Genomic DNA, 25743 nt, shown 5'->3' on the forward strand with positions numbered 1-25743 from the left:
GAACATCATTAAACGGTCGAGGACCCCCAACCACGTTGGGGGTCCTCCCGCATTTAACACCCCACCCAAAAACACCCCCACCGGAAACCCCACCCGGCTCAGCCGGGAAACCGCCGCCCATCAATCCACGCCAAGAGCTCGACGGCGTGGGCCGTCCGCTGTTGGCGAAATCGGGGTCGGAAAGGCCCTGATTCCGGGTTTTTTCCTCAAAAAAGGCCGAAAACACGCGGAATTTGCCGCCTCGACCGCGGCAAGCTGGTAAGTTTTCGAACAGTGGCTTGTGCGCATGCCGTGTGCAGGCTCCAAAAATCATGACCGTCCAGGAGGACATAAATGGCTAAGAACCGTAGTGAACTTGTTGCAGAGGTAGCAGGCAAGGCCGGCACCAGCCAGGCAGCCGTCAACTCCGTGCTGGATGCATTGTTCGAGGTCTTCGAGACCTCTGTCGCCGCCGGCGAGAAGATCACCATCCCGGGCTGGCTTGCAGTTGAGCGCACCGACCGTGCCGCTCGCACCGGCCGCAACCCGCAGACGGGCGAGACCATCCAGATCGCCGCGGGCCACAGCGTCAAGCTGACCGCCGGCTCCAAGCTGAAGGCTGCGGTTTCCAAGAAGAAGTAGCTTTCCATAAAGGCTTAAAAGGAGCGGCGACCCATTGGGTCGCCGCTCCTTTTTCCTTGGGGCCCGGCTCCGGCGGCCATACCGAGGCGGCTGGGACGGCGCTCGATTCGGTGAGCAGGCGGGGCGTAGCGGACAATGGAGCTGTGCCTTCCGCAGCAAAACCCCGCCCCGCCGCCGCCGCTCCTGCCCCTACGGGGGGAGCGCGAAGTGCTGTTGCGGGCCCTGCAGCTGTCTCCAGGGGTTGGCTGTACGCCGGACTCGCCGCGTTGTTCCTCGGCCTTGTGGCGGCCCTGCTGTTCTCCGGCGCCGCTGCAGCGCGGTCGGTCTCCGACCCGGGCGCCATGGTGCGCTGGGGCCTGCCGGTCAGCAAGGCAGTGCATAACGTCTCGCTTGCCACCGTGATCGGCGGATTGCTGTTCGCCGTCGGCGTCCTGCCGCGGTCCTTCGCCGGGTCCCGTTCCAAGGCACCGGACGCCCCGGAGCATCCGGCCTTCAGCCGCGCGCTGGCTGTCGCCGCCGCCGCGGGGGCCCTCTGGACATTGTCAGCGGTTGCCGTGCTCGTAATGAGCTACTCGGACATCGCCGGCCAACCGATCTCCGGTGATCCGGAATTCACCCGCTCTTTGGTCTACTTTATGACGGACATCGAAACCGGCCGCGCCTGGCTGGCCGTTGTCATCATCGCAGCCGTGGTCACCACTGCGCTCTTCGGCGTCCGCTCGATGGGAGGACTGGCGGCAACCCTGGTTCTCTCGCTGGTCGGGCTCGTCCCATCGGCGCTGATCGGCCACTCCGCCAGTTCGGCTGATCATGAAGGTGCCATTAACTCGCTCGGGCTGCATCTGGTTGGGGTCTCGGCCTGGGTGGGGGGCATCATCACCCTGGCCTTGCTCTCCGGCGTGCTGGGCGGCACAACGGCGGAGCGGGCGGCCGGTGGCCGCCGGGACATCACCGAGCCGACGCTCAGGCGCTTCTCCGCACTGGCGGGCTTCGCCTTCATCATGGTCTTCGCCTCCGGGGTGATCAACGCCAGCATCCGCCTCACGTCCTGGAACAATCTCCTCGGTTCTTCCTATGGGCAGTTGATCCTGGCCAAGGCAGCGGCCACCCTGGTCCTTGGCGGCATCGGACTAATGCACCGGCGGTGGGTGATCCCGCAGCTCGGTAGCCACGCCGGCGGCCTGTCCGCCCGTCGTGTGCTCTGGCAGCTTGTGGTGGCTGAGCTGCTGATCATGGGCGCGACATCGGGCATCGCCGTCGCGCTTGGCCGATCGGCACCGCCGCAAGATCCGGCCCTGTTGCCGGCCGCCTCGCCGGCCTTCATTCTGTCCGGCTACGAACTGCCACCGGAGCTCACCCCGGAGCGCTGGCTGACAGAGTGGCGTCCTGACTGGCTGTGGCTCACTGCGGCGGCCTTTGGCCTCGCCACCTACATCCTGGGCCTGCGGAAAATCCGCCGGCGTGGGGATTCCTGGTCCTGGTTCCGGGCAGTCAATTGGGTGATCGGGCTTGTGCTCTTGAGCTATGTGACTTCCGGCCCGCCAGCCGTCTACGGCCGGGTGATGTTCTCCGCGCACATGGTGGACCACATGGCACTGACCATGGTGGTTCCCATCTTCCTGGTCCTCGGGGCCCCCATAACGTTGGCACTGCGTGCGCTGACGCCGCGACGGGACAGCTCCCGCGGCCCGCGCGAGTGGCTGCTTATCTTCATCCATTCGAAGTTCTCCCAGCTCGTGACGCATCCGCTGTTCGCCGCCGCCAACTTTGCCGGTTCGATCGTGTTGTTCTACTACTCGGATGCGTTTGGTTACGCGATGCGCGACCACGTGGGTCACGAGCTGATGAACCTGCATTTCGCCCTCACCGGCTACATCTTTGTGCTGACCATGCTCGGAACCGACCCGTTGCCCCGGCGTGCGCCCTACCCGATGCGGCTGCTGCTGCTGCTGGCCACGATGGGTTTTCACGCTTTCTTCGGTGTAGCGATCATGGGCGGTACCGGGCTGCTGGCCGCGGACTACTTCGGCAACCTGGGCCGGGCCTGGGGCCCTTCAGCGCTGCTGGACCAGCAGATGGGCGGCGCGGTGGCCTGGGGCATCGGCGAGGTGCCCACCTTGCTGGTGGCGATCGGCGTCGCCGTGATGTGGTCCCGTTCCGACGCGCGCGAGTCGAAGCGCACCGACCGGGCGGCGGACCGGAATAACAACGCCGATCTCACTGCTTACAACGATATGTTTGCCAAGTTGGCCGAGCGCGATGCCCGGCTGGACGAACGCAGCTCAAAGCTGGAAGGACGCTCATGACCGAAACTGTACGCACCCACCTCCGGGTCCGGGCCTCCGAACTGGTGGGCCGCAACTGGCTCAACACCGGCGGCAAGTCACTGGACCTGGAATCCCTGCGCGGCAAAATCGTGCTGCTGGACTTCTGGACCTTCTGCTGCATCAACTGCCTGCACGTACTTGACGAACTCCGCCCGCTGGAACAGCGGTACTCCGATGTCCTCGTCACCGTCGGGGTGCATTCTCCCAAGTTCGAGCACGAGGCGGATCCGGTGGCCTTGGCGGCTGCCGTCGAACGTTATGAGATCAGCCACCCGGTCCTCGATGATCCAGAGTTGGACACTTGGAAGGCCTACACGGCCCGGGCCTGGCCCACCCTGGTGGTCATTGACCCAGAGGGCTACATCGTGGCGCACCTCTCCGGTGAAGGCCACGCGGATGGTCTCGCCGTTCTGATTCCGGAGCTGATTGCCGAGCACGAAGCCAAGGGCACGCTGCACCGGGGCGACGGGCCCTATGTGGCGCCGGAGCCGACGTCGGACACCCTGAGGTTTCCGGGCAAGGCCCTGTACCTTCCCGCTGGCCGTGGCGCCGGAGATGCTTCGGAAGCAGGTTCCTGGCTCGTCACCGACACCGGGCACCACCGCCTGGTAGAACTCTCCACTGACTTCCAGACTGTGCTTGCCACCTACGGGTCCGGCGAGAAGGGCCATGCCGACGGTAACGCCGCTGCAGCCCGCTTCAACGAACCGCAGGGTCTGGTGCTGCTCCCGGCGGATGCCGCGGCGGCGGCAGGGTACGACGTCGTTATCGCCGATTCCGTGAACCACCGCCTGCGCGGGCTGTCCCTGGCCGACGGAGCCGTCAGCACCTTGGCCGGCAACGGCGTGCAGCGGCTGCTGGAGACCGGACCGGCCCGGGTGGATGAGGAAGGCGCCGCCTACGGCGCCCGGCTCGAGGCGGATCCGCTGCGCGTTTCGCTCAGCTCGCCCTGGGACGTTGTCTGGTCCAGCAAACTCAACGCCGTGGTGGTCGCCATGGCCGGGGTGCACCAGATCTTCAGCTTCGACCCGCGCTCCGGCGCCGTGTCCATCATCGCCGGAAATGGCCTCGAGGGACTCCTTGACGGCCCGGCGGCGGAAGCATGGTTCGCCCAGTCCTCAGGCCTCGCCGAGGACACCGAGGGCAACATCTGGGTGGCGGACTCGGAAACCTCAGCGCTGCGTAAGCTCATAGTCGGCGACGGCGGCGCCATCACCGTCGAGTCGGCCATCGGCAAGGGCCTGTTCGACTTCGGCTTCCGCGACGGGCAGGCCGCCGAGGCCCGGCTGCAGCACCCGCTGGGTGTGACGGTACTGCCGGACGGCTCGGTAGCCATCGCAGACACCTACAACGGTGCGGTCCGCCGCTATGACCCGGTCGCGGGCACCGTCTCCACCCTGGCGCGTGGGCTCTCGGAACCCTCTGACGTGATTGTGGACCACACCCAGGTGGCCGGCGCCGAGCCGCTCCTGGTAGTGGTGGAAGCGAACAAGCACCAACTGGTCTATGTTCCCATCCCCAAGGAAGCGCAACAGGTGGACGAGGGCGCAGCCCAGACCCAGCGGCCCAAGAGCCCGGTGGCGCCCGGGCAGCTTGAGCTCACCGTCCGCTTCACAGCCCCCACCGGCCAGAAACTGGACCACCGCTGGGGCGACCCCACCCAGTTGAAGATCTCCTCCACCCCGCCGGAACTGCTGGTGGCCGGCGGGGGGACTTCGGTGGGCCTGATGCGCACCCTGGAACTAGCCTCCGACGTTCCGGAAGGTGTCCTGCATATTACCGCCCGCGCCGCTGCCTGCGACGGACCCGAGGAAGCTGACGGGGAGATCCCGGACCACGCCGCCTGCCACCTTTACCAGCAGGACTGGGGCATCCCGGTGCTGCTGCAGGCCGACGGCGACACCGAACTGGTACTGGACCTGCGCGGGATGGACTGAAGTCCTGGCTGGTGCCGCCGGACGGAATGTGCCCGGCCCTCCGTGCAGGGTGCGGGCGGCCGGGACCAGGATGCGGCGGTCTTCGCGGTCTGACCCGTGCTAGTAGCTCAGCAGCGGTGTGACCTTGACCGAGTCGGCGTCCACGTCCAGGCGGGTGGTGAAGCTGAAGTCGTGGACGGCGTTCAGTTCGGTGGTTGCCCCGCTAAACAGGTCCACCTGCCGGGCCGTGATCCGCGCCGTGCCGTTCAGTGGGGCAACCACCCAGCGTCCGCCGAACGGTTCGATGCTGATGGTGGGGTATTCGGTGATACTCCAGTCGATCGTGCCGGGAACCACCTGGTTGAAGGTGGTGTGGTAGAACGGACAGTCCGGCTGGAGCTTCTGCTCTTTGTCCGCAGTGTCGGCGCACGTGTCCAGGAACTCCTTTACCTTGGCGTCCACCGCCTGCTTCAGCCCGTCGGTGGCTTCGGTCAGCAGATTCAGCGGAGCGGCGGGGACATCGCGGCCGGAGAGTGTGGCTTTGGTCGGTGCGGCGGAGAAGTACTCACCGGAGAGGGACGCCTCGTACTCGCCCGGGTAAAAAGCCGCGAAGGAATTCCTGCCGCTGGGCATGTTCACCGGAACCCCGTTGAGGATCGCCTCGCTGGAGTTGACCACTGTGACGTTCAAGACCGGCAGCGCAGCGGGAACAATAGCCCACTTGTGGAAGAACAACCACTCGGTTCCCGAGCGTTCCAGCAGGAATTCGGTCCGCAGTTGGCTGCCGTCAATCGTGTAGTCAATCGGGACCATCACCTGGTTGCCGCCGCGGTCCTCGGCCGCGCCGTACTTCACGCCGCTGATCCGGGCCGCGGCCGTTTGGAGCGCGGTGCCGTCCAGCATGGCCGCGTTGCTCTGCGGAACGGAAGCATGCAGTAAGCCGAGGGCCTTCCCGCCCTCGCCGTTTTGCAGGGCAGCCAGATACTCCCGGACAGGTTGCTGCGGGCTTGCCAGGGATCCGTTGACCAGATTGACCGTCACGATGCCCCCGGCCACGGCAAGCATCAGGCCCAGCAGCCACCCGGCTGCGATCCTGACCAACGCCTGACTCATTTGCACTTACCATACGTTACCTGCACCCTGCAGGAATTCCCTTGTCGTTAGGGACGCGCCCGGCCCGCACGGATCGCGTGGGCTGGGGACGCCGTCCCGCCGGACCTTAGCGGCGGCGCTTCGGGGCGGTACCGAAGACGCCGCGCAGCAGTTCGCGGCCGAGCTGGGTTCCCAGCGAGCGTGCCATGCTTTTCAGCCCGCCGCCCAGGGCGCCACCCAGGACACCGGAAAGGTCGCCGGCTCTGCCGCCGTCCGCCGCCGGGCTGCGCTGGGACTGCCGGTGCGACTCGCGGGGTTCGCGTGGTTCGGGCGCCGCGGCGGGCCGGCTGCTGGGACGGCCCAGGATTTCCTCCTCGATCCGCCGGGCTTCGGCGTCGACGTCGGTGCTGGCGGCACCGGCGGGAGCCGGGGCGGCGGGTCCCGTATCCGGCGAAGCTTTCCCGGAGATCTTTTCATAGGCGGAGACATTGTCGACGGCGGTGCCGTACTTGGCCAGCAATGCGGAGCCGGCCACGGTGCTGGCGATCAACGCGTCGGCGCTGGGACCCATCACCGATTCCGGCGCGCGCAGCCGGGTGAGTGCGACCGGCGTCGGGGCACCATTCTCGTTCATCACGGTAACGACCGCCTCGCCGATCCCGGCGGAAGTAAGGGTTTCCGCCAGATCGTAATCGCTCACCGGGAAGGTGGAGACGGTGGCTTTGAGCGCCTTCGCGTCCTCGGGCGTATAGGCCCGGAGGGCATGCTGCACCCGGTTCGCGAGCTGCCCCAGGACGTCGGCGGGAACATCCTTGGGGGTCTGGGTCACGAAGAAGATGCCAACACCCTTGGACCGGATCAGTCGTACGGTGGTGGTGATCGCAGCCAGGAACGCCTTCGAGGCGCCGTTGAAGAGCAGGTGGGCTTCGTCCAGGAAGAACACAAGCTTGGGCTTGTCCAGGTCGCCGGCCTCGGGCAGGTCCTCAAACAGATCGGCCAGCAGCCACATCAGGAACGTCGAGAACAGCATCGGTTTGGTCTGCAGGGTGGGCAGCTCCAGACAGGTGATCACGCCGCGCCCGTCCGGGGCGGTGCGCAAAAGTTCTGCGGTGTCGAACTCGGGTTCGCCGAAGAACTTCTCCATACCCTGCGCCTCAAGGGTGATCAGCTCGCGCAGGATAACGCCGGCGGTCGACTTCGAAAGCCCGCCGAGTTCCTCAAGTTCGTCCTTGCCCTCCGCGGACGTGAGGAACTGGATGACCGCGCGAAGGTCCTTGAGGTCGATCAGTTCGAGCTGGTTCTTGTCCGCGAAGTGAAAGACCAGCTGCAGGCTCGATTCCTGCGTTTCGTTGAGCTCCATAACGCGGGAAAGCAGGACGGGCCCAAAGGAGGTGATAGTGGCGCGGACCGGGATCCCGGTGCCGTCCCCGCCCAGGGCCAGGAACTCCACCGGGAACGTTTTGCCGGACCAGGGCTGCCCGATCCCCGCCGTGCGCGTGATGAGTTTCTCACTGCCGGTGGCGGCTGTAGCCAGCCCGGAGAGATCCCCCTTGATGTCCGCCAGGAACACCGGGACCCCGGCGGTGGAAAGCTGTTCCGCCATCATGTGCAAGGTCACGGTCTTACCCGTGCCCGTTGCCCCGGCCACCAGTCCGTGGCGGTTCATCATGGACAACGGGAGCCGGACAGGAGCGTCCTTGTGGACCTCGCCGTCGACGATCGCGGCACCCAGCTCAATTGTGGGCCCCTGAAGGGTGTAGCCCTGCTGGATGGTGGCGACTTTGTCTGCGGTGGATTTGATGGCCATGCGGACAGCTTAGCCGGGTCCGGCGGCCCGGACCCGGCTTCAGCGGATGTTGTTTTTATGCTGCTATTCGGCGAGGGCCTTGAGAACTTCCTTCGCCACAGCCTCGCTGGACTGCGGGTTCTGGCCGCTGATCAGGTTGCCGTCGCGCACAACGTGGGAGCTCCAGGCAGCCGCCGTTTCGACGATGGCGCCTTTGTCCTTCAGCTCGTCCTCCACGAACCACGGCGTGTTGGGGCCGGTGCCGCCGTTGAGTTCCTCTTCGTTCGTGAACACGGTGAGGCGGCGGCCGGCGAAAGCAAACGCCCCGGCGTCGTCCGTGGCGCTCAACAGGCCGGCCGGGCCGTGGCAGAACGGTGCGATGACTTTGCCGTCGGCGTTCGCCGCAACCAGGAGCTTGCCAAGGTCCTTGTCCTCGTAAAGGTCGGTCATCGGGCCATGGCCGCCGGGCATAATGACCGCGTCGTAGCCGGCGATGCTGACGTCGGCAAGCACCAGCGGCGCGGACAGCTCAGCGTCGATCGTGGCGATGTAGTCGCGGAATCCGTTCGCCCGTTCCTCGCCGCCGGCGGCCTCGGGTGCGAGGCTGACCTGGTCAACAGTGGGCTTGGCGCCGCCCGGGGTGGCGAGGTGGACGGTGTGCCCGGCGTCGAGCAGGGTCTGATGCGAAACGACCAGTTCCTCAGCCCAATAGCCGGTGGGGTGTTCGCTCCCGTCGCGCATGGTGAGGGAATCGGCGGCGGATACGACCATCAGGATGTTAGCCATGTCAGGCTCCTGTTCTGCCGGCCACGGGGCCGGCGTTGATATTGGGGACTTAGTGGGCGGCTTGGAGCTCGGCGTAGGTGGCGTCGTCCAGGACAACGCCGGCAGCGGCCAGGTTCTCTTCGAGGTGTTTGACCGAACCGGTTCCGGGGATCGGCATCATCACTGGGGAGCGGCGCAGCAGCCAGGCGAGGGCCACCTGCGAAGTGGTGGCGCCCAGCCGCTTGGCAGCCTCATCCAGCGGGCCGCCGGGCTGAGCAAGTTCGCCCGCGGAGATCGGCGCCCAGGGGATGAATCCGATCCCGTTCTCCTCGGCGTAGTTCAGCACGTCCTCGGAGCTGCGGTCGGTCAGGTTGTAGCGGTTCTGCACGGTGGAAACGGTGAAGTACTTACCGGCTGCTTCGAGCTCTGCGACGCTGACCTGGGACAGGCCCAAGGCCTTCACCTTGCCCTCGTTTTGCAGGTCACGAAGCACAGCGAACTGCTCCTCCGGGTCTACCTTGGGGTCGATCCGGTGCAGCTGGAGCAGATCCAGGGCGTCGACCTTCAGTTTTCTCAGGCTCAGTTCGGTCTGCTGGCGCAGGTATTCGGCCCGGCCCAGCGGCACCCACTCGTGCGGGCCGGTACGGGTGAACCCGACCTTGGTGGCGATCCTCAACCCCGCCTTGTACGGGTGCAGTGCCTCGGCCAGGATTTCCTCGCTGATATTGGGCCCGTACGAATCAGCGGTGTCAATGAAGTCGACACCGAGCTCAACCGCACGGCGGACGACGGCGATGGCGGCGTTGCGGTCGGCTGGCTCGCCCCAGACGCCGTCCCCAACAATCCTCATGGCGCCGAATCCCAGCCGATGGACGGTGCCCAGGTCCTTGAGCGCGATCGTGGCGGATGTTTGCGGATGCTGTGAGTTGTTATGGCTCATAGGGGCGGCAACTCCCTGAGCCAGCTGAGTATTCCGGACGCGTCGCAGTGCCGGAGTTCGGCTCCGGCGGACGGGGCTGCAACTATCCCCCTCCTTGAGCCTCAGCCCGGAAAGAGCATGGGGGACGCCACAGCTGGCACAGAAATATCCCGGGGCCCGGCGTCGTTGTCTACAGTGTGCCCGCACCGGGATCCGGTGCGGCTACTGAGAATTCCCCGCTACGAAAGGCCGGCTTTTCCGTGACTGTTCCGCTTTCCATCCTTGACCTGGCAACCATCGGTAAGGGCCAGACGGCGGCCGAGAGCCTGGCGGGAAGCGTGGCCATGGCGCAACTCGCCGAGAAGCTGGGGTACCGGCGCGTCTGGTACGCCGAGCACCACAACATGTCGGCCATCGCCTCGTCGGCCACCAGTGTGCTGATCGCCCACGTTGCCGCGCACACCGAAAGTATCCGCCTCGGCGCCGGCGGGGTGATGTTGCCAAACCACTCACCGCTGACTATCGCCGAGCAGTTCGGCACCCTCGAGACCCTGCACCCTGGACGGATCGACCTTGGCTTGGGCCGTGCGCCCGGCAGCGACCAGAATACGCTTCGTGCCCTGCGCCGCGACCCGATGTCTTCGGACAGCTTCCCGCAGGACGTGCTGGAACTCCAGGGCTACCTGACCGGCCCCACCCGCATCCAGGGCGTGGAAGCCACCCCGGGCAAGGGCACCAATGTGCCCCTGTACATCCTGGGATCCTCCCTGTTCGGCGCCAAGCTCGCTGCGCAGCTGGGCCTGCCCTACGCCTTCGCCTCGCATTTTGCGCCGAACGCTCTGCGGGACGCCGTAGCCATCTACCGCCGCGACTTCCAGCCGTCCGCGCAGCTGGACGCCCCGCACGTGATTGCCGGCGTCAACGTGATCGCGGCGGATTCCGCAGCCGAGGCGCAGCAGAACTTCCAAGCGACCAAACGCGCCAGGGTCTCACTGTTCTTCGGCAACGGCCGCGAATTCAGCGACGACGAGGCGGACATGGTCCTGGAGTCGCCGCAGGGCCAGCACATCGCCCAGATGATGAAGTACTCGGCCGTGGGCACCCCCGACGCCGTGTTGGAATACCTGGACGGATTCGCCGCGCATGCTGACGCCGACGAGCTGATCGTCGCGCACCAGAGCAATGCCACCGATTCCAGGCTGCGTTCGGTACAGCTCCTGGCCGACGTCGCAGGACTTGTGCGGGTCTAGGCTCCGGCGTCCAGCCACCGTCGGCGTCCGATGCGGGTCCCGGCAGTTGCGGAATTTACATAACTGCAACCGCCGGGACACCCGAAGGAAACCGGGTGCAGCGAATACTGGGAGTACGCCCGGCAGCGGGCGCACTCAAGGCAGGCATGGGGGACCAACCAAAGGACTCCGCACATGCCCACTCCGCTCAACCAGTCCCTGGCGGACTCTGCCCTCCTGACGAAGTCCCTGCCGCTGGGCCTGCTCCGGGCCTTTGTCCAGACCAACGCCGCCGACGACGGGCTGACGCCGCAACTCCTGGCGGAACTTAAGATCCTGGCCCGCACCCCGGCGCTACTCGTGGCGTGCAACTACGGCGGGACCCTGTGCGCGGCGGAAGGCATTTCCACCGAGACCCTGCCGCTGGGCAGCGCGGCGATTGCCCTCCGTGCGCTGGCGGCGCTCCCCAACACCCATGCCGCCGTCATCTCGGGGCGTTCCCTGCGCGACCTGGCCGCAGTCTCCCGGCTCCCGGCCGAGGTCCACCTGGTCGGCTCGCACGGTGCCGAGTTCGACATGGGTTATGCCCACGGCCTGTCCCTGGCGACCGAATCAGTGTTGCAGCAAGCCGGCCAGGCCCTTGCCGAAACTGTGGGCGCCTACCGGGGAATCACCATCGAACGGAAACCCGTCGCCGTGTCGGTGCACACCCGCCCGGCAGCTGCCGACGTCGTTGCACTCGCCACCGCGCAAGCGCAGGTGATAGCCCGCGCGCATGGGCTGGCCCTGATTGTGGACGGTTCGGTGCTGGACCTTTCCGTGGTGGAACCGGCCAAGGCAGGCGCCCTGGAACAGTTGCGCTCCATGCTCGGCGTCAGCGCAGCCCTCTACGCGGGAGACGCCGCGAGCGATGAGCTGGCAATGGCGACGTTGCGCGGGCCGGACATGGCGCTGCGGGTGGGGGCGGGACCCACCCTGGCGCCGCATCGGCTTCCGGACCCCGAGTCCTTCGCCCGGGTGCTGGCCATCCTCTTTGAACTGCGGCGGGCCTGGCTCTTCGGAGAGGACGCCGTCGGACTGGAGCGGCATTCCATGATCGGCAACGGCTCGTCCACTGCCCTTATCACCCCGGATGCCAAAATCTGCTGGATGACCCACCCGCTGCCGGATTCCGGATCGCTCTTTGCGCATCTGCTCGGCGGTGACGCTGCCGGCCACTTTTCGGTCGAACCGGTCAAGGCCTCGCAGGTCCTGGGGCAGCGCTATGTGGACAGCACGATGATCGTGGAAACCCGCTGGGCCGACGTGACAGTCACCGACTACCTTGAACCGGCGCCGGAGGGTGTCACCAGCCTGGTCCGGGTGCTTTCCGGAACGGGGACTGCGCGGATTGTCTTTGCGCCCCGTCCGGACTATGCCAACGCGCACTTCAGCATGGCGGCCCGTGGATCAGAGCTGCACGTGGTGGGGACCGCCGACCCGATGATCCTGCTTGCCCCAGGTGCCAGCTTCAGGATCACCTCCGACGGCCGCCACGCCAGCGCGACAGCAGAGGTTGAGTTGCGGCACGGTCCGGTGGTGCTGAACCTGCGCTGCGGCGACACGGAACTCCACCGCGCGGCGCCGCCCGAGGAAAACTCCCGCCGTGCCGCCGTCGCGCATCATTCCCGGCGTTGGGTGCAGGCGCTGCAGTTGCCCGCGGTGAAACCGTCCCTGGTCCGCAGGTCCGCCCTGGTGCTCCGGGCCCTGGTGCACGAGCCCACCGGTGCGGTGCTGGCGGCGCCCACCACCTCCCTGCCGGAGGGGATCGGCGGCACGCGGAACTGGGACTACCGGTATTGCTGGCTGCGGGACGGCTCGATGACGGTTAACGCGCTGGTGGACCTCGGCTCGACGTCGGAGGCTGAGGGGTTCCTGGCCTGGCTGGGCCGGATCCTTGCCCACTCTCCGGGCCCGGAGTGGCTGCACCCGCTGTATTCGGTTACCGGGGCTCCGCTGTCAACCGAGGCTATTATCGAGAGCCTGCCCGGTTACGCGGGCTCCCGGCCGGTGCGGATCGGCAATGCCGCCGACCACCAGGTGCAGCTTGACGTCTTCGGGCCGATCGCCGAGCTCATTGATGCCCTGAGCGCGCGGCAGGGGGAACTGGCCGAGGCCCATTGGGAGCTGATGGTCCAGATGGCGGCTGCCGTCCTAACCCGCTGGCAGGAGGCGGACCACGGAATCTGGGAAGCCCGGCGGGCGCCCCGGCACCACATATATACCAAGGTGATGTGCTGGGTGGCTCTGGACCGGGCGCTGCGCACCGCCGCCCGGCACGGACGGACGCCGCTGCCGCAGTGGGCGTCCACTGCGGCGCTCATCCGGGACGAAGTCCTGCGCGAGGGCTGGGATGAGAGCGCCGCGTCCTACACGGTGGCCTACGACAGCCCGGATCTGGACGCTGCGGTGCTGCACATTGGGCTCTCCGGCCTCCTGGACGTCGCGGACCAGCGCTTCCTGGACACCGTCACGGCGGTGGAACGGGAGCTGCGGGTGGGCCCCACGGTGTTCCGCTACCGCTACGACGACGGGCTGCCCGGACTGGAGGGCGGCTTCCACATCTGCACCACCTGGCTCATTGAGGCGTACGTGGCGGTGGGGCGCATCGAGGAGGCATGGGACCTGTTCGACCAGCTGGTCAATCTGTTTGGGCCGACCGGGCTGCTGCCGGAGGAGTACGACCCGGGCACCGAAACGCACCTGGGAAACCATCCGCAGGCGTACTCGCACCTGGGTTTCATCCGGTGCGCCCGTCTGCTGGACGCGCTGCCGAAGAACTAGGTTCCGGACCCCGATATCCCTATTCGCAGGCAACCCCGTCGCGGTCGCCGTCCATCTGCTCGCGGTAGCCCGGCTGGCCGGATCGCAGCGGCGCGGCCCCGGCCGCCCGGGCAGCGGCGCAGTTCGCGTAGAACACGGCCGCCGGCGCTGCGGGGCCCGACGCTGCGGGGCCCGGCGCTGCGGGGCCCGGCGCTGCGGGGCCCGGCGCTGCGGGGCCCGGGGCTGCGGGGCCCGGGGCTGCGGGGCCCGTGGCGGCGGGAACTGGCGCCGCCGGGGCCGGCATGTTGGGGGTGGCCGTACCTGTGCCGGCAGGGATTGTTGTGTCCGGGCAGCCGCCCAGGATCCGTGCCATCGCATCATGCTCGGCCTGGGTGACCCACAGGCCGTAGCCGGACTTGACGGAGATCTGCCGGGCAACATAGTCGCAGCGGAAGGCTTTGTTTGGCGGCAGCCAAGTGGCGGCGTCGCCGTCGCTCTTTTGCTGGTTGTTGGGGCCGTCCACCGCGAGCAGGTTCAGCGGGTCGTTGGCCAGGGACAGCCGCTGGGCCGCGGTGAGTTGCTGGGCGCCCTTTTGCCAGGCGTCGCTGAGGGCCACCACATGGTCAATCTGCACGGCGGCGCTGGTGGTGCTGCCGCGGAGGAAATTGATCAGGGTCCCCGTGTACGGGTCGTTCAGGACGCCGGAGAGGACCACACACTCCCCGGTGCCGGGCTTGAGGGCGAGGGCTGTCAGGTCCCGGCGCAGCACGTCGTTGCGGGTGTCGCACCCGTTGCGGTCGACGTCGGCCCAGGCCTGGCCGAACTCTTCGCGTGAGTAACCCGTCTTGGGTGCCCGGCCCTTGACCGGAATCGTGGCCAATTCGTCAAGGGCGTTGCCGGCGGGCGGGCCGGCGGCGATGTCCGCGGGCGAGGTGGCCGGCGCCGGGGTCCCTGGCTCCGCCTGTGCTGTAGCGCCCGCGGTGGCCGCCGGGGCGGCAGCCGGAGCGGTCCCGGGCGCGGCGCAGGCCGTGGCCGAGACCAGCAGCAGTCCTGCCAGCCCGGCAACGATCCAGTCGACGGCGCCGGATGCGCCGCTGCTGCGCGTTCTGAGTGTGTGCATCTTGTCCCCATATTGTGCTGGTGCCCCGGATCTCCGCGGGCCGGCCAAAGCCGGTCCCAGCCTACCGGCGCGGGAAACAACCCCGGGCACGGCCTGGCCGGTATCAGGCGAGGAGCAGTGCCACGCAGATCATGGCGGGCACGGCAACGACTGTGGTGACGAGCACGGTGTCCTTCGCGACCGTGAGCCCGGTCTGGTAGCGGCTTGCGGCAACGAACACGTTCTGCGCCGTGGGTAACGACGACGTGACCACCACCGCAAAAAGCGCTTGCTCTTCCATGCCAAGGAGGAAGCGCGCGAAAACGTAAGCCAGCGCGGGATGCACAACGAGCTTGAACCCGCTTGCCAGCAGGGTGTCGAGACGCCGGCCCGCCGAGGCCTGCAGGGGCCGGGACCCATTGAGGCTCATGCCAAAGGCGATCAGCATGGCCGGAATCGCGGCGCCGCCGATCAGGTGGATTGGCTGCATCACGAGATCGGGGACCCGCCAGCCGGTCCCCGCCACGAGCAGTCCGAGTCCGGAGCCCACGATCATCGGATTTCGCAGGATCATCAGCCCGAAACCCAGCGGTGTGGTCCGGTGGTTGCTTGTTGTGGCGTCGAGGGCCATCAGGAAAAGCGGCGTAAAGAAGGCCAGCTGGAAGATCAGCAGGGGAGCCACGTAGCTGGCGTCGCCAAGGACGAAGACGGCGATCGGGATGCCTAGGTTGGCGGAATTGGCCAGCGAGGCGCCCATCGAGGACATCAGCGATTCCGGCACGGAACGCTTCAGGAGGACGCGGACAATGACGAAGAAAAGCGCCGCAGTGGTGATGGCACCGGCTGCTGTGACCAGCAGGGGCGCCGCGAAGACGTCGTCCAGACGAGCCTTGCCGAGCGTTTCGAAAAGCAGTGCGGGGCTGGCAACAAAGAAGGTCAACGCACTGAGCACGGAGCGGGCGTTCGTACCCAGGATCCCGCGCCGGCCGACGAACATGCCCACCAGGATGATGCACCACACCACAAAGAATCCGGCGAGAACGCCTAGCATGTGGTGGCCGTCGGCGTCAGGCATAGGGTGGCAGTCACCTGCCAAGAGTAATCAGCTTTATTTACTCCTGGTGCCCGTTACGGCGTGGACACTCCGCCGGCGCGGCGGCTCGGCGTCAGCTAAGTGTTGCGTTATCCAGCGCGAACGGCGGACGCATGGTCCCCGGCGTATGAGCCTCCGCGGGGTCGGAGCCGATCTGGACGATGTTGTTGTCCTTATCCACATGGACCACCCTGGGACGATAGGCCTTGGCCTCGTCCGTGGTCATTTGGGCGTAGGTGATCAGAATGATGATGTCGTTCTCGTGCATCAGGTGTGCGGCGGCACCGTTGATGCCAATGACCCCGGAACCGCGCTCGCCGGCGATTGTGTACGTCTCAAGCCGGGCACCGTTGGTGACGTCGACGATGGATACCAGCTCGCCGGGAAGGATGTCGGCGGCGTCCAGCAGATCCAGGTCCACGGTGACCGATCCGACGTAGTGGAGGTCCGCGTGCGTGACCGTGGCGCGGTGGATTTTGGACTTGAATATTGTGCGGTTCATAACGCCACCAGTCTAGCGCCGGTCCGCCGGCGGCGCTGTGCGCCAGGGGGCGCCGACCCGCCATATTACGGGCCCGCGGGCGGGATGGACGCGGCGGTCTCGGCCAGGATCTCTCGCGCGGCCAGGATTGCCGGGCGCTTGACGCTGGAACGCCGCACCGAAGTGAAGATGGTCCGGTGCGGATCACCCGGCAGGGTGATCAGATCCGCCGTCGTGCCTCTTCCGGTCCAGACGAGGTCAGGCATAAGGGCCACGGCGTTGCCGGATTCGATCAGCCGGATCTGCGCCTGCAGGTCAGCCGTTTCGAACCGGACGTCGGGCTCAAAGCCGGCGCTGCGGCAAGCCTGCTCTGCCCAATGCCGCGACGCGGCCCCGCGGGGTTCCATCACCCACGCCATCCCGGCGGTCTCCGCGAGGGACGTTATTGCCGCGCGGTCGGCGGCGGCGGGCGGAACCGCGAGGCGGATCGCATCGCCTGTGAGCCGGACGCGGTCGAGCTCGGCATACCGGGGTGCTGCGTGTCCGGGGTACTGCTCGGCAATCACCAGGTCGAAATCGCGGGCCCACGTTTCGTGGAGTGCCGTTTCGGGTTCCTGCTGGGTCATTTCAACCCTCACCTCGGGATAGCGTGAGGACATACGGGTGAGCGCGTCAGGCATCAGTGCCAGCGCCGCGGACTGGAAAACGGCCATCCGAACGGTGCCGGTCACTGTCGTGAGGGAGGCTGCCAGGTCCGCCTCGGCCTGTTCCAGCGTTTCCAGCAAATGGGCCGTGTGGGCTACCAGGACTTCGGCCTGCGGGGTGAGCTGAACCCGGCGACCGGTTTTGCGAAGCAGTTCGACGCCGGCCTCCTTTTCCAGCAGTGCCAGCTGCTGCGACACCGACGACGGGCTGTACTGCAGCGCTTCCGCTACCGCGACCAGGGTGCCGCGGATTTTCAGTTCGCGCAACAGGCGCAATCGCCGGACATCCAGCATCGCTATTCCTTTGTGAAATCTAATGGTTATTGATTAGGAGAATTCACTTTATCTAATGCAATCCGGCTTGCATACTGTTGTCGTTGAGTTACCCCCATCACAGGGTGGGTTGATGGGTGCCACACCAAACGGGAGACCCTGAAAATGAACGCACAAGACATGACCAGGTCGATCTTGCGGCGCAAGCCAATCGACGACATCGAGGAAGAAAGCCTTCATAGCGGGCTCTTCAAGAGCCTTGGGCTATGGCAGCTGACGGCCATCGGCGTCGGCGGTATCATCGGCGTCGGCATCTTTTCCCTGGCGGGCCTGGTGGCCCATGGCAGCGAGTCCGAACCCGGCGTCGGACCGGCCGTACTGTTTTCCTTCCTGATCGCGGGCCTCGCCTCCGCGGCTGCCGCGCTGTCCTACGCGGAATTCGCCGGAATGATCCCCCGGGCCGGCTCGGCATACACGTACGGCTACGTGGCCCTCGGGGAAATCATCGGCTGGTTCATCGGCTGGGACCTGCTGCTGGAGTACATTGCGATCGTGGCTGTTGTGGCCATCGGCATTTCCGGGTATTTCGATGCGTTCCTGACCGGCATCGGCGTGCACATGCCCGCCTGGATGACCGCGACGCCGGACGAGGGCACCGGGGGAATCATCAACCTCCCGGCGATCGCCGTCTGCCTGCTCGTGACCTGGATCCTGTCCCGCGGCACCAAGACTTTTGGCCGCTTCGAACTTGTAGCCGTAGGGATCAAGGTCGTCCTGATCCTGTTCATCATCGGCCTGGGCATCTTCTACATCGACACGGGGAACTACAACCCGTTTATGCCCAGCGGCTTCGGTCCGGTGGTGGCAGGCGCGGCCACCGTGTTCTTCGCAGTGTTCGGATACGACGCCATGAGTACCGCAGCGGAAGAGGCGACCGACGGCAAAAAGCACATGCCGAAGGCCATCATTATGTCCCTGATCATCGCGATGCTCCTGTACGTTGCCGCCACCCTGGTGCTCACCGGCATGCAGAATTTCAAGGACATCGACCCCAAGGCCGGCTTCGCCTCCGCGTTCAACGGTGTCGGCCTGCCGGTCATCGCCACGATTATCTCGGTCTTTGCCGTGCTGTCGATCCTGACCGTGATGCTCACCTTCCTGCTCGGCGTCACCCGCGTCTGGTTCTCGATGAGCCGCGACGGCCTGCTCCCCGGCTGGTTCGCCAAGACCGACCGCCACGGCACCCCGCAGCGCGTGACCTGGATTGCCGGCGTCGCTTCGGCACTGCTGGCCGGGGTATTCCCGATCAAGGCAGTCGCCGACCTGACCAACATCGGCATCCTGGCCGCGTTCGTCGTCGTCTGCTTCTCGGTGATCGTGTTCCGCTACAAAAAACCCGACGCCCCGCGCACGTTCCGGCTGCCGCTGATGCCCCTCGTTCCGGCCTTCGGTGTACTGGCTTCCGGGTTCCTGATGTTTCAACTGCACTGGGAGACCTGGCTGCGATTCGGCGTCTGGCTCGTCGTTGGTCTTGTCATCTACTTCGGCTACGGCCGAAAGCACTCACTGATGAATCCCGACAGCCCCCGGCACGAAGAAGCCGTGGAGATGCACCGCCACATCGGCTAGCCCCGACGCTCCCTCAGCTCCGGTCGTGTTTCCCCCGACGCTCCCTCAACTCCGGTCCACGATCGGCGAACCCTCTCTCATCTTGTGGGAGAGGGTTTCGTGGTTTCCCGACGGAAGTGAGGGAGGGCCGTGCGAATCAGCGCCGGAGGTGAGGGAGGGTCGTTTGGCGGGGCGGGCAAAACGTTCGATTTTCTGACCAGTATTGCTCGAAAAACATCGCTTTATCTTATGAAAATCCGGTCGCATACTGAATCAAGAACGGTCCACATTTTTGAGAAAGAACGAGTGCAGCCATGACCAACGTTTCAACGGAGTCCGGTGTGAAGGCCGGCAACGCGGCCGAGCAGACAACCTTTTCGGACGACTCTGCGGTCCTCGAGGCCACCGCCCTGTCGGAAGAGACGATCGGGTTGGTGCGTCGCTGGCTGTCCGCGGCGGCAAGCGTTCCGGTTGATGCCTCGGCTGCCCAGCTCGCCGGGGTGTTGAAGGACCCGAACGGCCTCGACTTCACCGTCGGATTCGTCGACGGCGTCGTCCGTCCCGAGGACCTGGGAGTTGCAGCGCGGAACCTCGCGGCGCTGGCACCCAAGGTACCCGCTTTCCTGCCCTGGTACATGCGAAGCGCCGTCCGGCTCGGCGGCACCATGGCCCCGCTGCTGCCGCGCTTGGTTATCCCGATCGCACGCCGGGTGCTGCGTGAGATGGTGGGGCACCTGATCGTTGACGCGACCCACGCCAAGCTCGGTCCCGCCATCGCGAAGATCCGCAAGGACGGCATCAAGCTCAACGTCAATCTCCTGGGCGAGGCAGTGCTCGGTGAGCACGAGGCCTCCCGCCGGCTTGAGGGCACCCATACGCTCCTTGCCCGTCCGGACGTTGACTACGTCTCGATCAAGGTTTCCTCGACGGTCGCCCCGCACTCGCCGTGGGCGTTTGATGAGGCCGTGGAGCATGTGGTGGAGAAGCTGACCCCGCTGTTCACCAGGGCGGCGTCCTTCCCGGTGGCGAAGTTCATCAATCTGGACATGGAGGAATACAAGGATCTGGATCTGACCATCGCGGTCTTCACCCGGATCCTTGATAAGCCCGAGTTCAAGAACCTGGCGGCCGGAATTGTGCTCCAGGCCTACCTCCCGGACGCGCTGTCGGCGATGATCAGGCTGCAGGACTGGGCTGCCGAGCGCCGCGCCGGTGGGGGTGCCGCGGTCAAGGTCCGTGTGGTGAAGGGCGCGAACCTGCCGATGGAGCAGGTCGAAGCGTCATTGCATGACTGGCCGCTCGCCACCTGGGGAACGAAGCAGGATTCGGATACCAACTACAAGCGCGTCATCAATTACGCGCTGCACCCGGACCGGATCGGCAACATCCGGATCGGTGTGGCCGGTCATAATCTCTTCGATATTGCGTTCGCCTGGTTGCTGGCCAAACAGCGCGGTGTGGAGTCCGGGATCGAGTTCGAGATGCTGTTGGGGATGGCCCAGGGCCAGGCGGAAGCAGTCAGGAAGGACGTCGGTTCGCTGCTGCTCTACACACCAGTGGTGCACCCGGCCGAGTTCGACGTCGCGATTGCGTACCTGATCCGCCGCCTCGAGGAAGGCGCCAGCCAGGAAAACTTCATGTCCGCCGTGTTCGAACTCGGGGGGAACTCCCCAGAAAGCAGATCCCTCTTCGAGCGAGAGAAGGAGCGCTTCCTCGCCTCCCTCGCCGACTTGGACGGCACGGTGCCGGGCCCGAACAGGCGGCAGAACCGCGCCCTCCCGGCCATGCCGATGCCGCGCGACGCTTTTGCGAACACCCCGGACACCGATCCGTCGCTGCCGGCGAACCGCGATTGGGGCCGGGCCATCCTGGAGCGGGTTCCGCACTCGACCCTGGGCAACGCCGCCGTGGAAGCGGCCACCATCCATGACGAGGCTAGCCTCGAGACCGTCATCGCGACCGCCGTGGCGAAAGGCAAGGCCTGGGGCGCACTGTCCGGAGCCGAGCGGGCCGAAATCCTGCACCGCGCCGGCGACGTCCTGGAATCCCGCCGCGCTGAACTGCTTGAGGTCATGGCGAGCGAGACCGGCAAGACCATCGACCAGGGTGACCCCGAGGTCAGCGAGGCGGTTGACTTCGCGCACTACTACGCCGAATCAGCCCGCAAACTCGACGACGTCGACGGCGCCACCTTCGTGCCGGCCACACTCACGGTCGTGACGCCGCCGTGGAACTTCCCGGTGGCCATCCCGGCCGGCTCTACCCTCGCGGCCCTGGCCGCAGGCTCCGCCGTTGTTATAAAACCCGCCCGGCAGGCTTGCCGCAGCGGCGCAGTGATGGTCGAGGCCCTGTGGGAAGCCGGCGTCCCGAGGGACGTCCTGACCATGGTTCAGCTCGGCGAGCGGGAGCTGGGCCGGCAGCTGATCGGCCACCCCGCGGTGGACCGGGTGATCCTCACCGGCGGCTACGAAACGGCCGAATTGTTCCGTTCGTTCCGCCCGGACCTGCCGCTGCTGGCCGAGACCAGCGGTAAGAATGCCATTATTGTGACCCCGAGTGCGGACCTCGACCTCGCCGCCAAAGACGTCGCATACTCCGCGTTTGGCCACGCCGGGCAGAAGTGCTCCGCGGCCTCGCTGGTGATTCTCGTCGGCTCGGTGGCGAAATCCAGGCGCTTCCACCACCAGTTGGTCGACGCCGTGACGTCCCTGCAGGTCGGGTACCCGGAGGATCCGGCCAGCCAGATGGGCCCGATCATCGAACCCGCCAACGGCAAGCTGCTGAGCGCCCTCACCACACTCGGCGAAGGCGAGTCCTGGGCAGTCGAGCCCCGGAAACTTGATGACACCGGCAGGCTCTGGAGCCCGGGCGTGCGCAACGGCGTGCGCCGCGGCTCATATTTCCACCTCACCGAATTCTTCGGCCCCGTGCTTGGGGTTATGACCGCGGACACCCTGGACGAGGCAATCGCGATCCAGAACCAGATCGACTACGGCCTGACGTCCGGTCTGCACTCCCTGGATCCGGAGGAAGTGGGCTTGTGGCTTGACACCGTCCAGGCGGGCAACCTGTACGTCAACCGCGGCATCACCGGCGCCATTGTGCAGCGCCAGCCCTTCGGCGGCTGGAAGAAATCCGCCGTCGGCGCCGGCACCAAGGCCGGCGGTCCGAACTACCTGACCGGACTCGGCACCTGGTCCAGCAAGCCCAGCTCCGCAGCCCAAAGTACCGAACCCGGGCACCCCGGCGTCCAGCGGATCCTGCAGGCTGCCCGGAGCGAGATGGCCGCCGTCGAGTTCGAATCATTGCAGCGTGCACTGGGCTCGGACGCCCGCGCCTGGGCGGACGAGTTTGGCACCGCCAAGGACGCCACCGGGCTGGCCGCCGAGCGGAACATCTTCCGCTACCGGCCCCTGCCCGTCACCATCCGCCGCTCCGACGCTGAACCCCTCACCCACCTTGTACGGACCGTCGCGGCCGGAGTCCTCGCCGGCTCAACCCTGACGGTGTCCACCGGCGAGGCGCTCCCCGCCAAGCTGCACACGGTCTTCTCCGGCCTCGGCATCGACACCACGGTGCAGAACGACGCCGACTGGCTCGCCGCCGCGAAGACAACAACAACCACAAGGATCAGGCTCCTTGGCGGCAACCACACAGTCCTGGCCCAGGCCACCGGCGGACGCCCCGATCTCGCCATCTACCACCAGCCGACTACCGAATCTGGACATGTTGACCTGTTGCCCTTCCTGCACGAGCAAGCCATCAGCATCACCGCCCACCGGTTCGGCACCCCCAACCACATCACCGACGCACTGATCTAAGGCATTGCCTCCCGGGAGGCGGATTAAACGAGCCGGGCGACCACCCTCCAATAGTGGTCGCCCGGCTCATTGATTTTGGGGGCGCGGATTACCCCGGACTGGACTCAGCCGAAGTACCAGCCTGGCGGAACCCACGAGGCAGGAACCGCATGGGCGGAGAAGTCGTCGCATCCGGAGCAGAAGTAGGTGACTTCGCCCAGCTTGTTGATGGAGCCGTCCCTCCGGTGCGTGGCAGGAACAAATGTCTCAAGGTAGATGAACTCGTCGTTCCCGCAGCGTTCGCAGAACGGGCTGCCCACATAGTCGGCCTCAACAAGGGTGGGCGGGTGAGGGTTCAGCTGGCCCCCGCGGGGGTGGTGGGCGGCTGAGCCGCGGTGTACGGCTTGGGAGAGCGGGCTCGCAGTCTTCAGGCCACCGCCTGACGATACTGCGGTGAGCGGACTGTGGTGGGGGTTATTGGCTGGCGTCATTGTCGGCCTATCCCGAACGCCTCCGGAAGTCGCCGTGCGGCAGACCCAAGGACAGCATCCGTATGTTGAATCGATGTTGTTGGCCGCTGCTTGACCGTTAACGTACTCAGGATATGCCACGAATCCGGGTGGATCAATGGCATGCGTAAGTATGCAATCCAAGTAGGTACAGCGCCGGGTCGCGTAGGCCGCAACGGATCGGCGCAGGCGCTGGGCAGGTATCCCCGGCTGCGCCGCTGCTTCCGGCCCCGACGCCGGCGGGTCCGTTCAGGCGGAGCGCTTCAGCGGCCGGCCCGCGATCGTCTGGGTCAAGGCCTCAATCACCTCGGTGTTGGCCAGCGGATTTCGGATCAGGGTGAAGTCCACGTCGCCCACCGGGGGCAGGTCGAAGCGCCGGGTGATGATCTTGAGGTCCTCCGGCACCAGCGAGGACGGCATGACTGCCACCCCGATCCCGGCCCGGACCGCGGCCAGCACCCCGCTGATCTGCCGGGTTGTGCAGGTGATCCGCCAAGTCCTGCCAGCGGACTCCAACGCGTCGATGGCCAGCTTCCGGCTGAGGCTGGGGGCGGGGTAGGCAATCAGCGGCACCGGCTCGGTCGGATCCAGCGAGGTCTGCTCCAAGCCGACCCAGGCGAACGAGTCCTGCTGCACGACCGTGCCGTCCTTGGCCCCGGCAACCCATTTGACGAAGACCAGGTCCAGTTGGCCGGCATTGAGCCGCTTGTAGAGCTGGTCGCTTTGGCCCACTGTCAGTTCCAGGTTGATCTGCGGATAGACCTGCCGAAACTCCCGCAGGATCCGCGGGAGCCCGGTGATGGCCAGGTCGTCGGCGGTACCGAAGCGCAGCCGCCCGCGCATGGCCGATCCGGAGAAATAGCGTGCCGCCGCATCATGGGCGGAGAGGATGCTCCGGGCGAAACCTGCCATCGCGTCCCCGTTGTCGGTGAGGCGCACGTCCCGGGTGTCCCGCGCCACGAGGACCCGTTTTGCGGCGGTCTCCAGCTTGCGGACATGCTGGCTGACCGTCGGCTGTGCCAGGCCCAGCCGTTCCGCGGCCTTGGTAAAGCTCAGAGTCTCAGCCACGGCCAGGAAGGACCGCAGCTGGGCAGGTTCAAACATGGGGCCTCCCGGGCCGTGCGCGCGTTCCCGCATCCCATTGCGTTACGTAATGCGAGTTATGCGGTGAATAAGCTTCCACAATCTATTGCGGCCAGCTTAGCGTTAAGGCATCCCCATTCACCCCGCTCCCTTGAGGACATTCCGTGGCACCCCCACCGCCGTTAGAGGCCACCGTCACCGCACTGCCGGACGCCGTTACCCAGCCTGTCGCCGTCGTAAGCCAAAGGCTGCCGTGGCGCCACACCTTCATATCGTTGAAGGTCCGCAATTTCCGCATCTTCGCGATCGGCCATTTCATCGCCGTCATCGCCCTCTGGATGCAGCGGATTGCGCAGGACTGGCTGGTCCTCCAACTCTCCGGTTCCGTCACCGCCGTCGGGATCACCGTCGCCCTCCAGTTCCTGCCATCGCTGTTTCTGGGGCCGTGGGCAGGGATGATGGCGGATCGGTTCGCGAAGCGCAGGATCCTGATGCTGTGCCAGTCAGTGGCGGCGGCGCTGGCGGCCGTTCTCGCCGTGCTGGCGCTCAGCCAGCGGATTGAGGTGTGGCACGTCTACGTCATCGCCCTGGCGTTGGGCCTGGTGACCGTGCTGGACCAGCCCGCGCGGCAGGTCTTTGTCAACGAACTCGTGGGCCCGGCCTATCTCCGGAACGCCATCAGCGTGAATTCCACAACGTTCCAGCTCGGCGGGCTGATCGGACCCGCGCTCGCCGGCCTGCTGATCACCGCGGTGGGTGCCGGCTGGGCATTCGCCGCGAACGCCGTCGCGTGCTGCTCGACAGTTGCCATGCTGCTCACGTTGCGGAAGGACCAGCTGCACACCAGCGCACCCGTGCCCAAGCGCAAGGGAATGCTGCGTGAAGGGCTGAACTATGCGCTGAGCAAACCAACCATCTACTGGCCGTGGCTGATGGCGGCCTTCGTCGCTGTGTTCGCGATGAGCCTGCCGGTGTTGCTTGCCGCTTTCGCGGACCGGGTGTACGACGTCGGCGCCGGCGGCTACGGGGTGCTCAACGGGACGGTGGCCCTCGGGGCGCTGGCCGGGGCTATCACCTCCGCCCGCCGGCGTGAGCTGCGGCTGCGTTCGGTGATGCTCGCCGCCGGAATGTACGGGCTTATGCTCTGCTTGGCGGCGCTGGCGCCTTCCATCGAATGGTTCGCGGCGGCGATGGTGCTGGCCGGGTTCTGGTGCCTGATGTTCCTGACCGCCGCCAACCAGTTGGTCCAGATCAGCTCAAACATGGCAATCCGTGGACGCGTGATGAGCCTGTACATTATGGTCCTGATCGGCGGGCAGGCCATTGGCGGGCCCATGCTCGGCTGGCTGGCAGAGCACGTGGATCCGCACACGGCCATCCTGGTTTCCGGCGCGGTACCGGCCCTGGCAGCCGCGACGGTCGCCGTTGTGCTGGCCCGCCGCGACCAGCTGATGCTCCGGGTGGACCTGCGGGACCGGCGCAGACTCGTCAAGATCGTCCGCAGGGCTGCCGGTCCGGCGACAGGGCAGTACCCGGGCGGGCGGCCGGCTGCCGCCACACCCTAACGTTGCGCACGGCAGATCGAGGGCCGCTTCGTGGATCCGCGCAGCGGCCCTCGGTTTTTGTAGCGGAAACC

General features: G+C 66.4%; 18 protein-coding genes. 8 read left to right on the forward strand and 10 right to left on the reverse strand.

Going from position 1 to position 25743, the window contains the following annotated elements; all coding sequences use genetic code 11:
• Nucleotides 1–333 precede the first annotated feature (333 nt).
• The 3 genes from ABIB49_RS14290 to ABIB49_RS14300 all read left to right on the forward strand — a co-directional run bounded on the left by ABIB49_RS14290 (nucleotide 334) and on the right by ABIB49_RS14300 (nucleotide 4885).
• Complete coding sequence (locus ABIB49_RS14290; RefSeq protein WP_024367639.1) at nucleotides 334–621, forward strand: HU family DNA-binding protein; 288 nt, start codon at nucleotides 334–336, stop codon at nucleotides 619–621.
• A gap of 143 nt (nucleotides 622–764) precedes the next feature.
• A complete protein-coding gene (locus tag ABIB49_RS14295; protein WP_502913811.1) occupies nucleotides 765–2927 on the forward strand; it encodes a bifunctional copper resistance protein CopD/cytochrome c oxidase assembly protein in 2163 nt (720 codons plus the stop codon).
• Nucleotides 2924–4885, forward strand: a complete 1962-nt coding sequence (locus ABIB49_RS14300) for an NHL domain-containing thioredoxin family protein (RefSeq protein ID WP_283480810.1) — start codon at nucleotides 2924–2926, stop codon at nucleotides 4883–4885. Before ABIB49_RS14295 ends, ABIB49_RS14300 begins: the two co-directional genes overlap by 4 nt.
• A 99-nt stretch (nucleotides 4886–4984) precedes the next feature.
• On the opposite strand, the gene ABIB49_RS14305 is transcribed toward ABIB49_RS14300, so the two are convergent.
• The 4 genes from ABIB49_RS14305 to ABIB49_RS14320 all read right to left on the reverse strand — a co-directional run bounded on the left by ABIB49_RS14305 (nucleotide 4985) and on the right by ABIB49_RS14320 (nucleotide 9447).
• Nucleotides 4985–5977: a hypothetical protein gene (locus tag ABIB49_RS14305; RefSeq protein WP_282359017.1), complete on the reverse strand. Its 993-nt coding sequence runs from the start codon at nucleotides 5975–5977 to the stop codon at nucleotides 4985–4987.
• 106 nt (nucleotides 5978–6083) lie between these two features.
• On the reverse strand, nucleotides 6084–7763 hold the full coding sequence (locus ABIB49_RS14310) for a helicase HerA-like domain-containing protein (RefSeq protein ID WP_354157185.1): 1680 nt from the start codon (nucleotides 7761–7763) through the stop codon (nucleotides 6084–6086).
• A gap of 63 nt (nucleotides 7764–7826) precedes the next feature.
• Complete coding sequence (locus ABIB49_RS14315) at nucleotides 7827–8528, reverse strand: type 1 glutamine amidotransferase domain-containing protein (protein ID WP_226775198.1); 702 nt, start codon at nucleotides 8526–8528, stop codon at nucleotides 7827–7829.
• Nucleotides 8529–8577: 49 nt separating this feature from the next.
• Complete coding sequence (locus ABIB49_RS14320; protein WP_282359014.1) at nucleotides 8578–9447, reverse strand: aldo/keto reductase; 870 nt, start codon at nucleotides 9445–9447, stop codon at nucleotides 8578–8580.
• Between the two features lie 239 nt (nucleotides 9448–9686).
• Between ABIB49_RS14320 and ABIB49_RS14325 the strand changes: the two genes are divergently transcribed.
• Both ABIB49_RS14325 and ABIB49_RS14330 read left to right on the forward strand, forming a co-directional pair.
• Nucleotides 9687–10676, forward strand: coding sequence for an LLM class flavin-dependent oxidoreductase (locus tag ABIB49_RS14325; protein ID WP_226775200.1), 990 nt, complete (start codon nucleotides 9687–9689; stop codon nucleotides 10674–10676).
• Nucleotides 10677–10850: 174 nt separating this feature from the next.
• Nucleotides 10851–13478, forward strand: a complete 2628-nt coding sequence (locus ABIB49_RS14330) for a trehalase-like domain-containing protein (protein WP_354157186.1) — start codon at nucleotides 10851–10853, stop codon at nucleotides 13476–13478.
• 19 nt (nucleotides 13479–13497) lie between these two features.
• Here the strand turns inward: ABIB49_RS14330 and ABIB49_RS14335 are convergent, their stop codons facing one another.
• The 4 genes from ABIB49_RS14335 to ABIB49_RS14350 all read right to left on the reverse strand — a co-directional run bounded on the left by ABIB49_RS14335 (nucleotide 13498) and on the right by ABIB49_RS14350 (nucleotide 17128).
• Nucleotides 13498–14577, reverse strand: a complete 1080-nt coding sequence (locus tag ABIB49_RS14335; protein ID WP_354157187.1) for a GmrSD restriction endonuclease domain-containing protein — start codon at nucleotides 14575–14577, stop codon at nucleotides 13498–13500.
• A 103-nt stretch (nucleotides 14578–14680) separates the two neighbouring features.
• On the reverse strand, nucleotides 14681–15607 hold the full coding sequence (locus ABIB49_RS14340) for an AEC family transporter (RefSeq protein ID WP_354157204.1): 927 nt from the start codon (nucleotides 15605–15607) through the stop codon (nucleotides 14681–14683).
• Between the two features lie 115 nt (nucleotides 15608–15722).
• Nucleotides 15723–16151: an aspartate 1-decarboxylase gene (gene panD, locus ABIB49_RS14345; protein ID WP_226775203.1), complete on the reverse strand. Its 429-nt coding sequence runs from the start codon at nucleotides 16149–16151 to the stop codon at nucleotides 15723–15725.
• Between the two features lie 65 nt (nucleotides 16152–16216).
• Entirely contained in the window at nucleotides 16217–17128 is a 912-nt protein-coding gene (locus tag ABIB49_RS14350) for a LysR substrate-binding domain-containing protein (protein WP_226775204.1), read from the reverse strand.
• A 159-nt stretch (nucleotides 17129–17287) separates the two neighbouring features.
• On the opposite strand from ABIB49_RS14350, the gene ABIB49_RS14355 reads away from it, so the two are divergent.
• Together ABIB49_RS14355 and ABIB49_RS14360 are read left to right on the forward strand one after the other, a co-directional pair.
• Nucleotides 17288–18736 carry an amino acid permease gene (locus ABIB49_RS14355; RefSeq protein WP_396021294.1) on the forward strand — a complete coding sequence of 483 codons (1449 nt, stop codon included), beginning with the start codon at nucleotides 17288–17290 and terminating at the stop codon, nucleotides 18734–18736.
• Nucleotides 18737–19029: 293 nt separating this feature from the next.
• A complete protein-coding gene (locus tag ABIB49_RS14360; RefSeq protein WP_354157188.1) occupies nucleotides 19030–22536 on the forward strand; it encodes a proline dehydrogenase family protein in 3507 nt (1168 codons plus the stop codon).
• Between the two features lie 104 nt (nucleotides 22537–22640).
• Here ABIB49_RS14360 and ABIB49_RS14365 read toward each other — a convergent pair whose 3' ends face one another.
• On the reverse strand, nucleotides 22641–23006 hold the full coding sequence (locus tag ABIB49_RS14365) for a hypothetical protein (protein WP_253031808.1): 366 nt from the start codon (nucleotides 23004–23006) through the stop codon (nucleotides 22641–22643).
• Nucleotides 23007–23273: 267 nt separating this feature from the next.
• Nucleotides 23274–24128 (reverse strand): LysR substrate-binding domain-containing protein, encoded by an 855-nt coding sequence (locus tag ABIB49_RS14370; protein ID WP_253031809.1) that lies wholly within the window; start codon nucleotides 24126–24128, stop codon nucleotides 23274–23276.
• A gap of 143 nt (nucleotides 24129–24271) precedes the next feature.
• Here ABIB49_RS14370 and ABIB49_RS14375 point away from each other — a divergent pair, with 143 nt between their 5' ends.
• A complete protein-coding gene (locus tag ABIB49_RS14375; protein WP_282359009.1) occupies nucleotides 24272–25672 on the forward strand; it encodes an MFS transporter in 1401 nt (466 codons plus the stop codon).
• The last annotated feature ends 71 nt before the right edge of the window (nucleotides 25673–25743 follow it).

Source organism: Arthrobacter sp. UYCu512 (genome assembly GCF_040547075.1).
GTDB lineage: Bacteria > Actinomycetota > Actinomycetes > Actinomycetales > Micrococcaceae > Arthrobacter.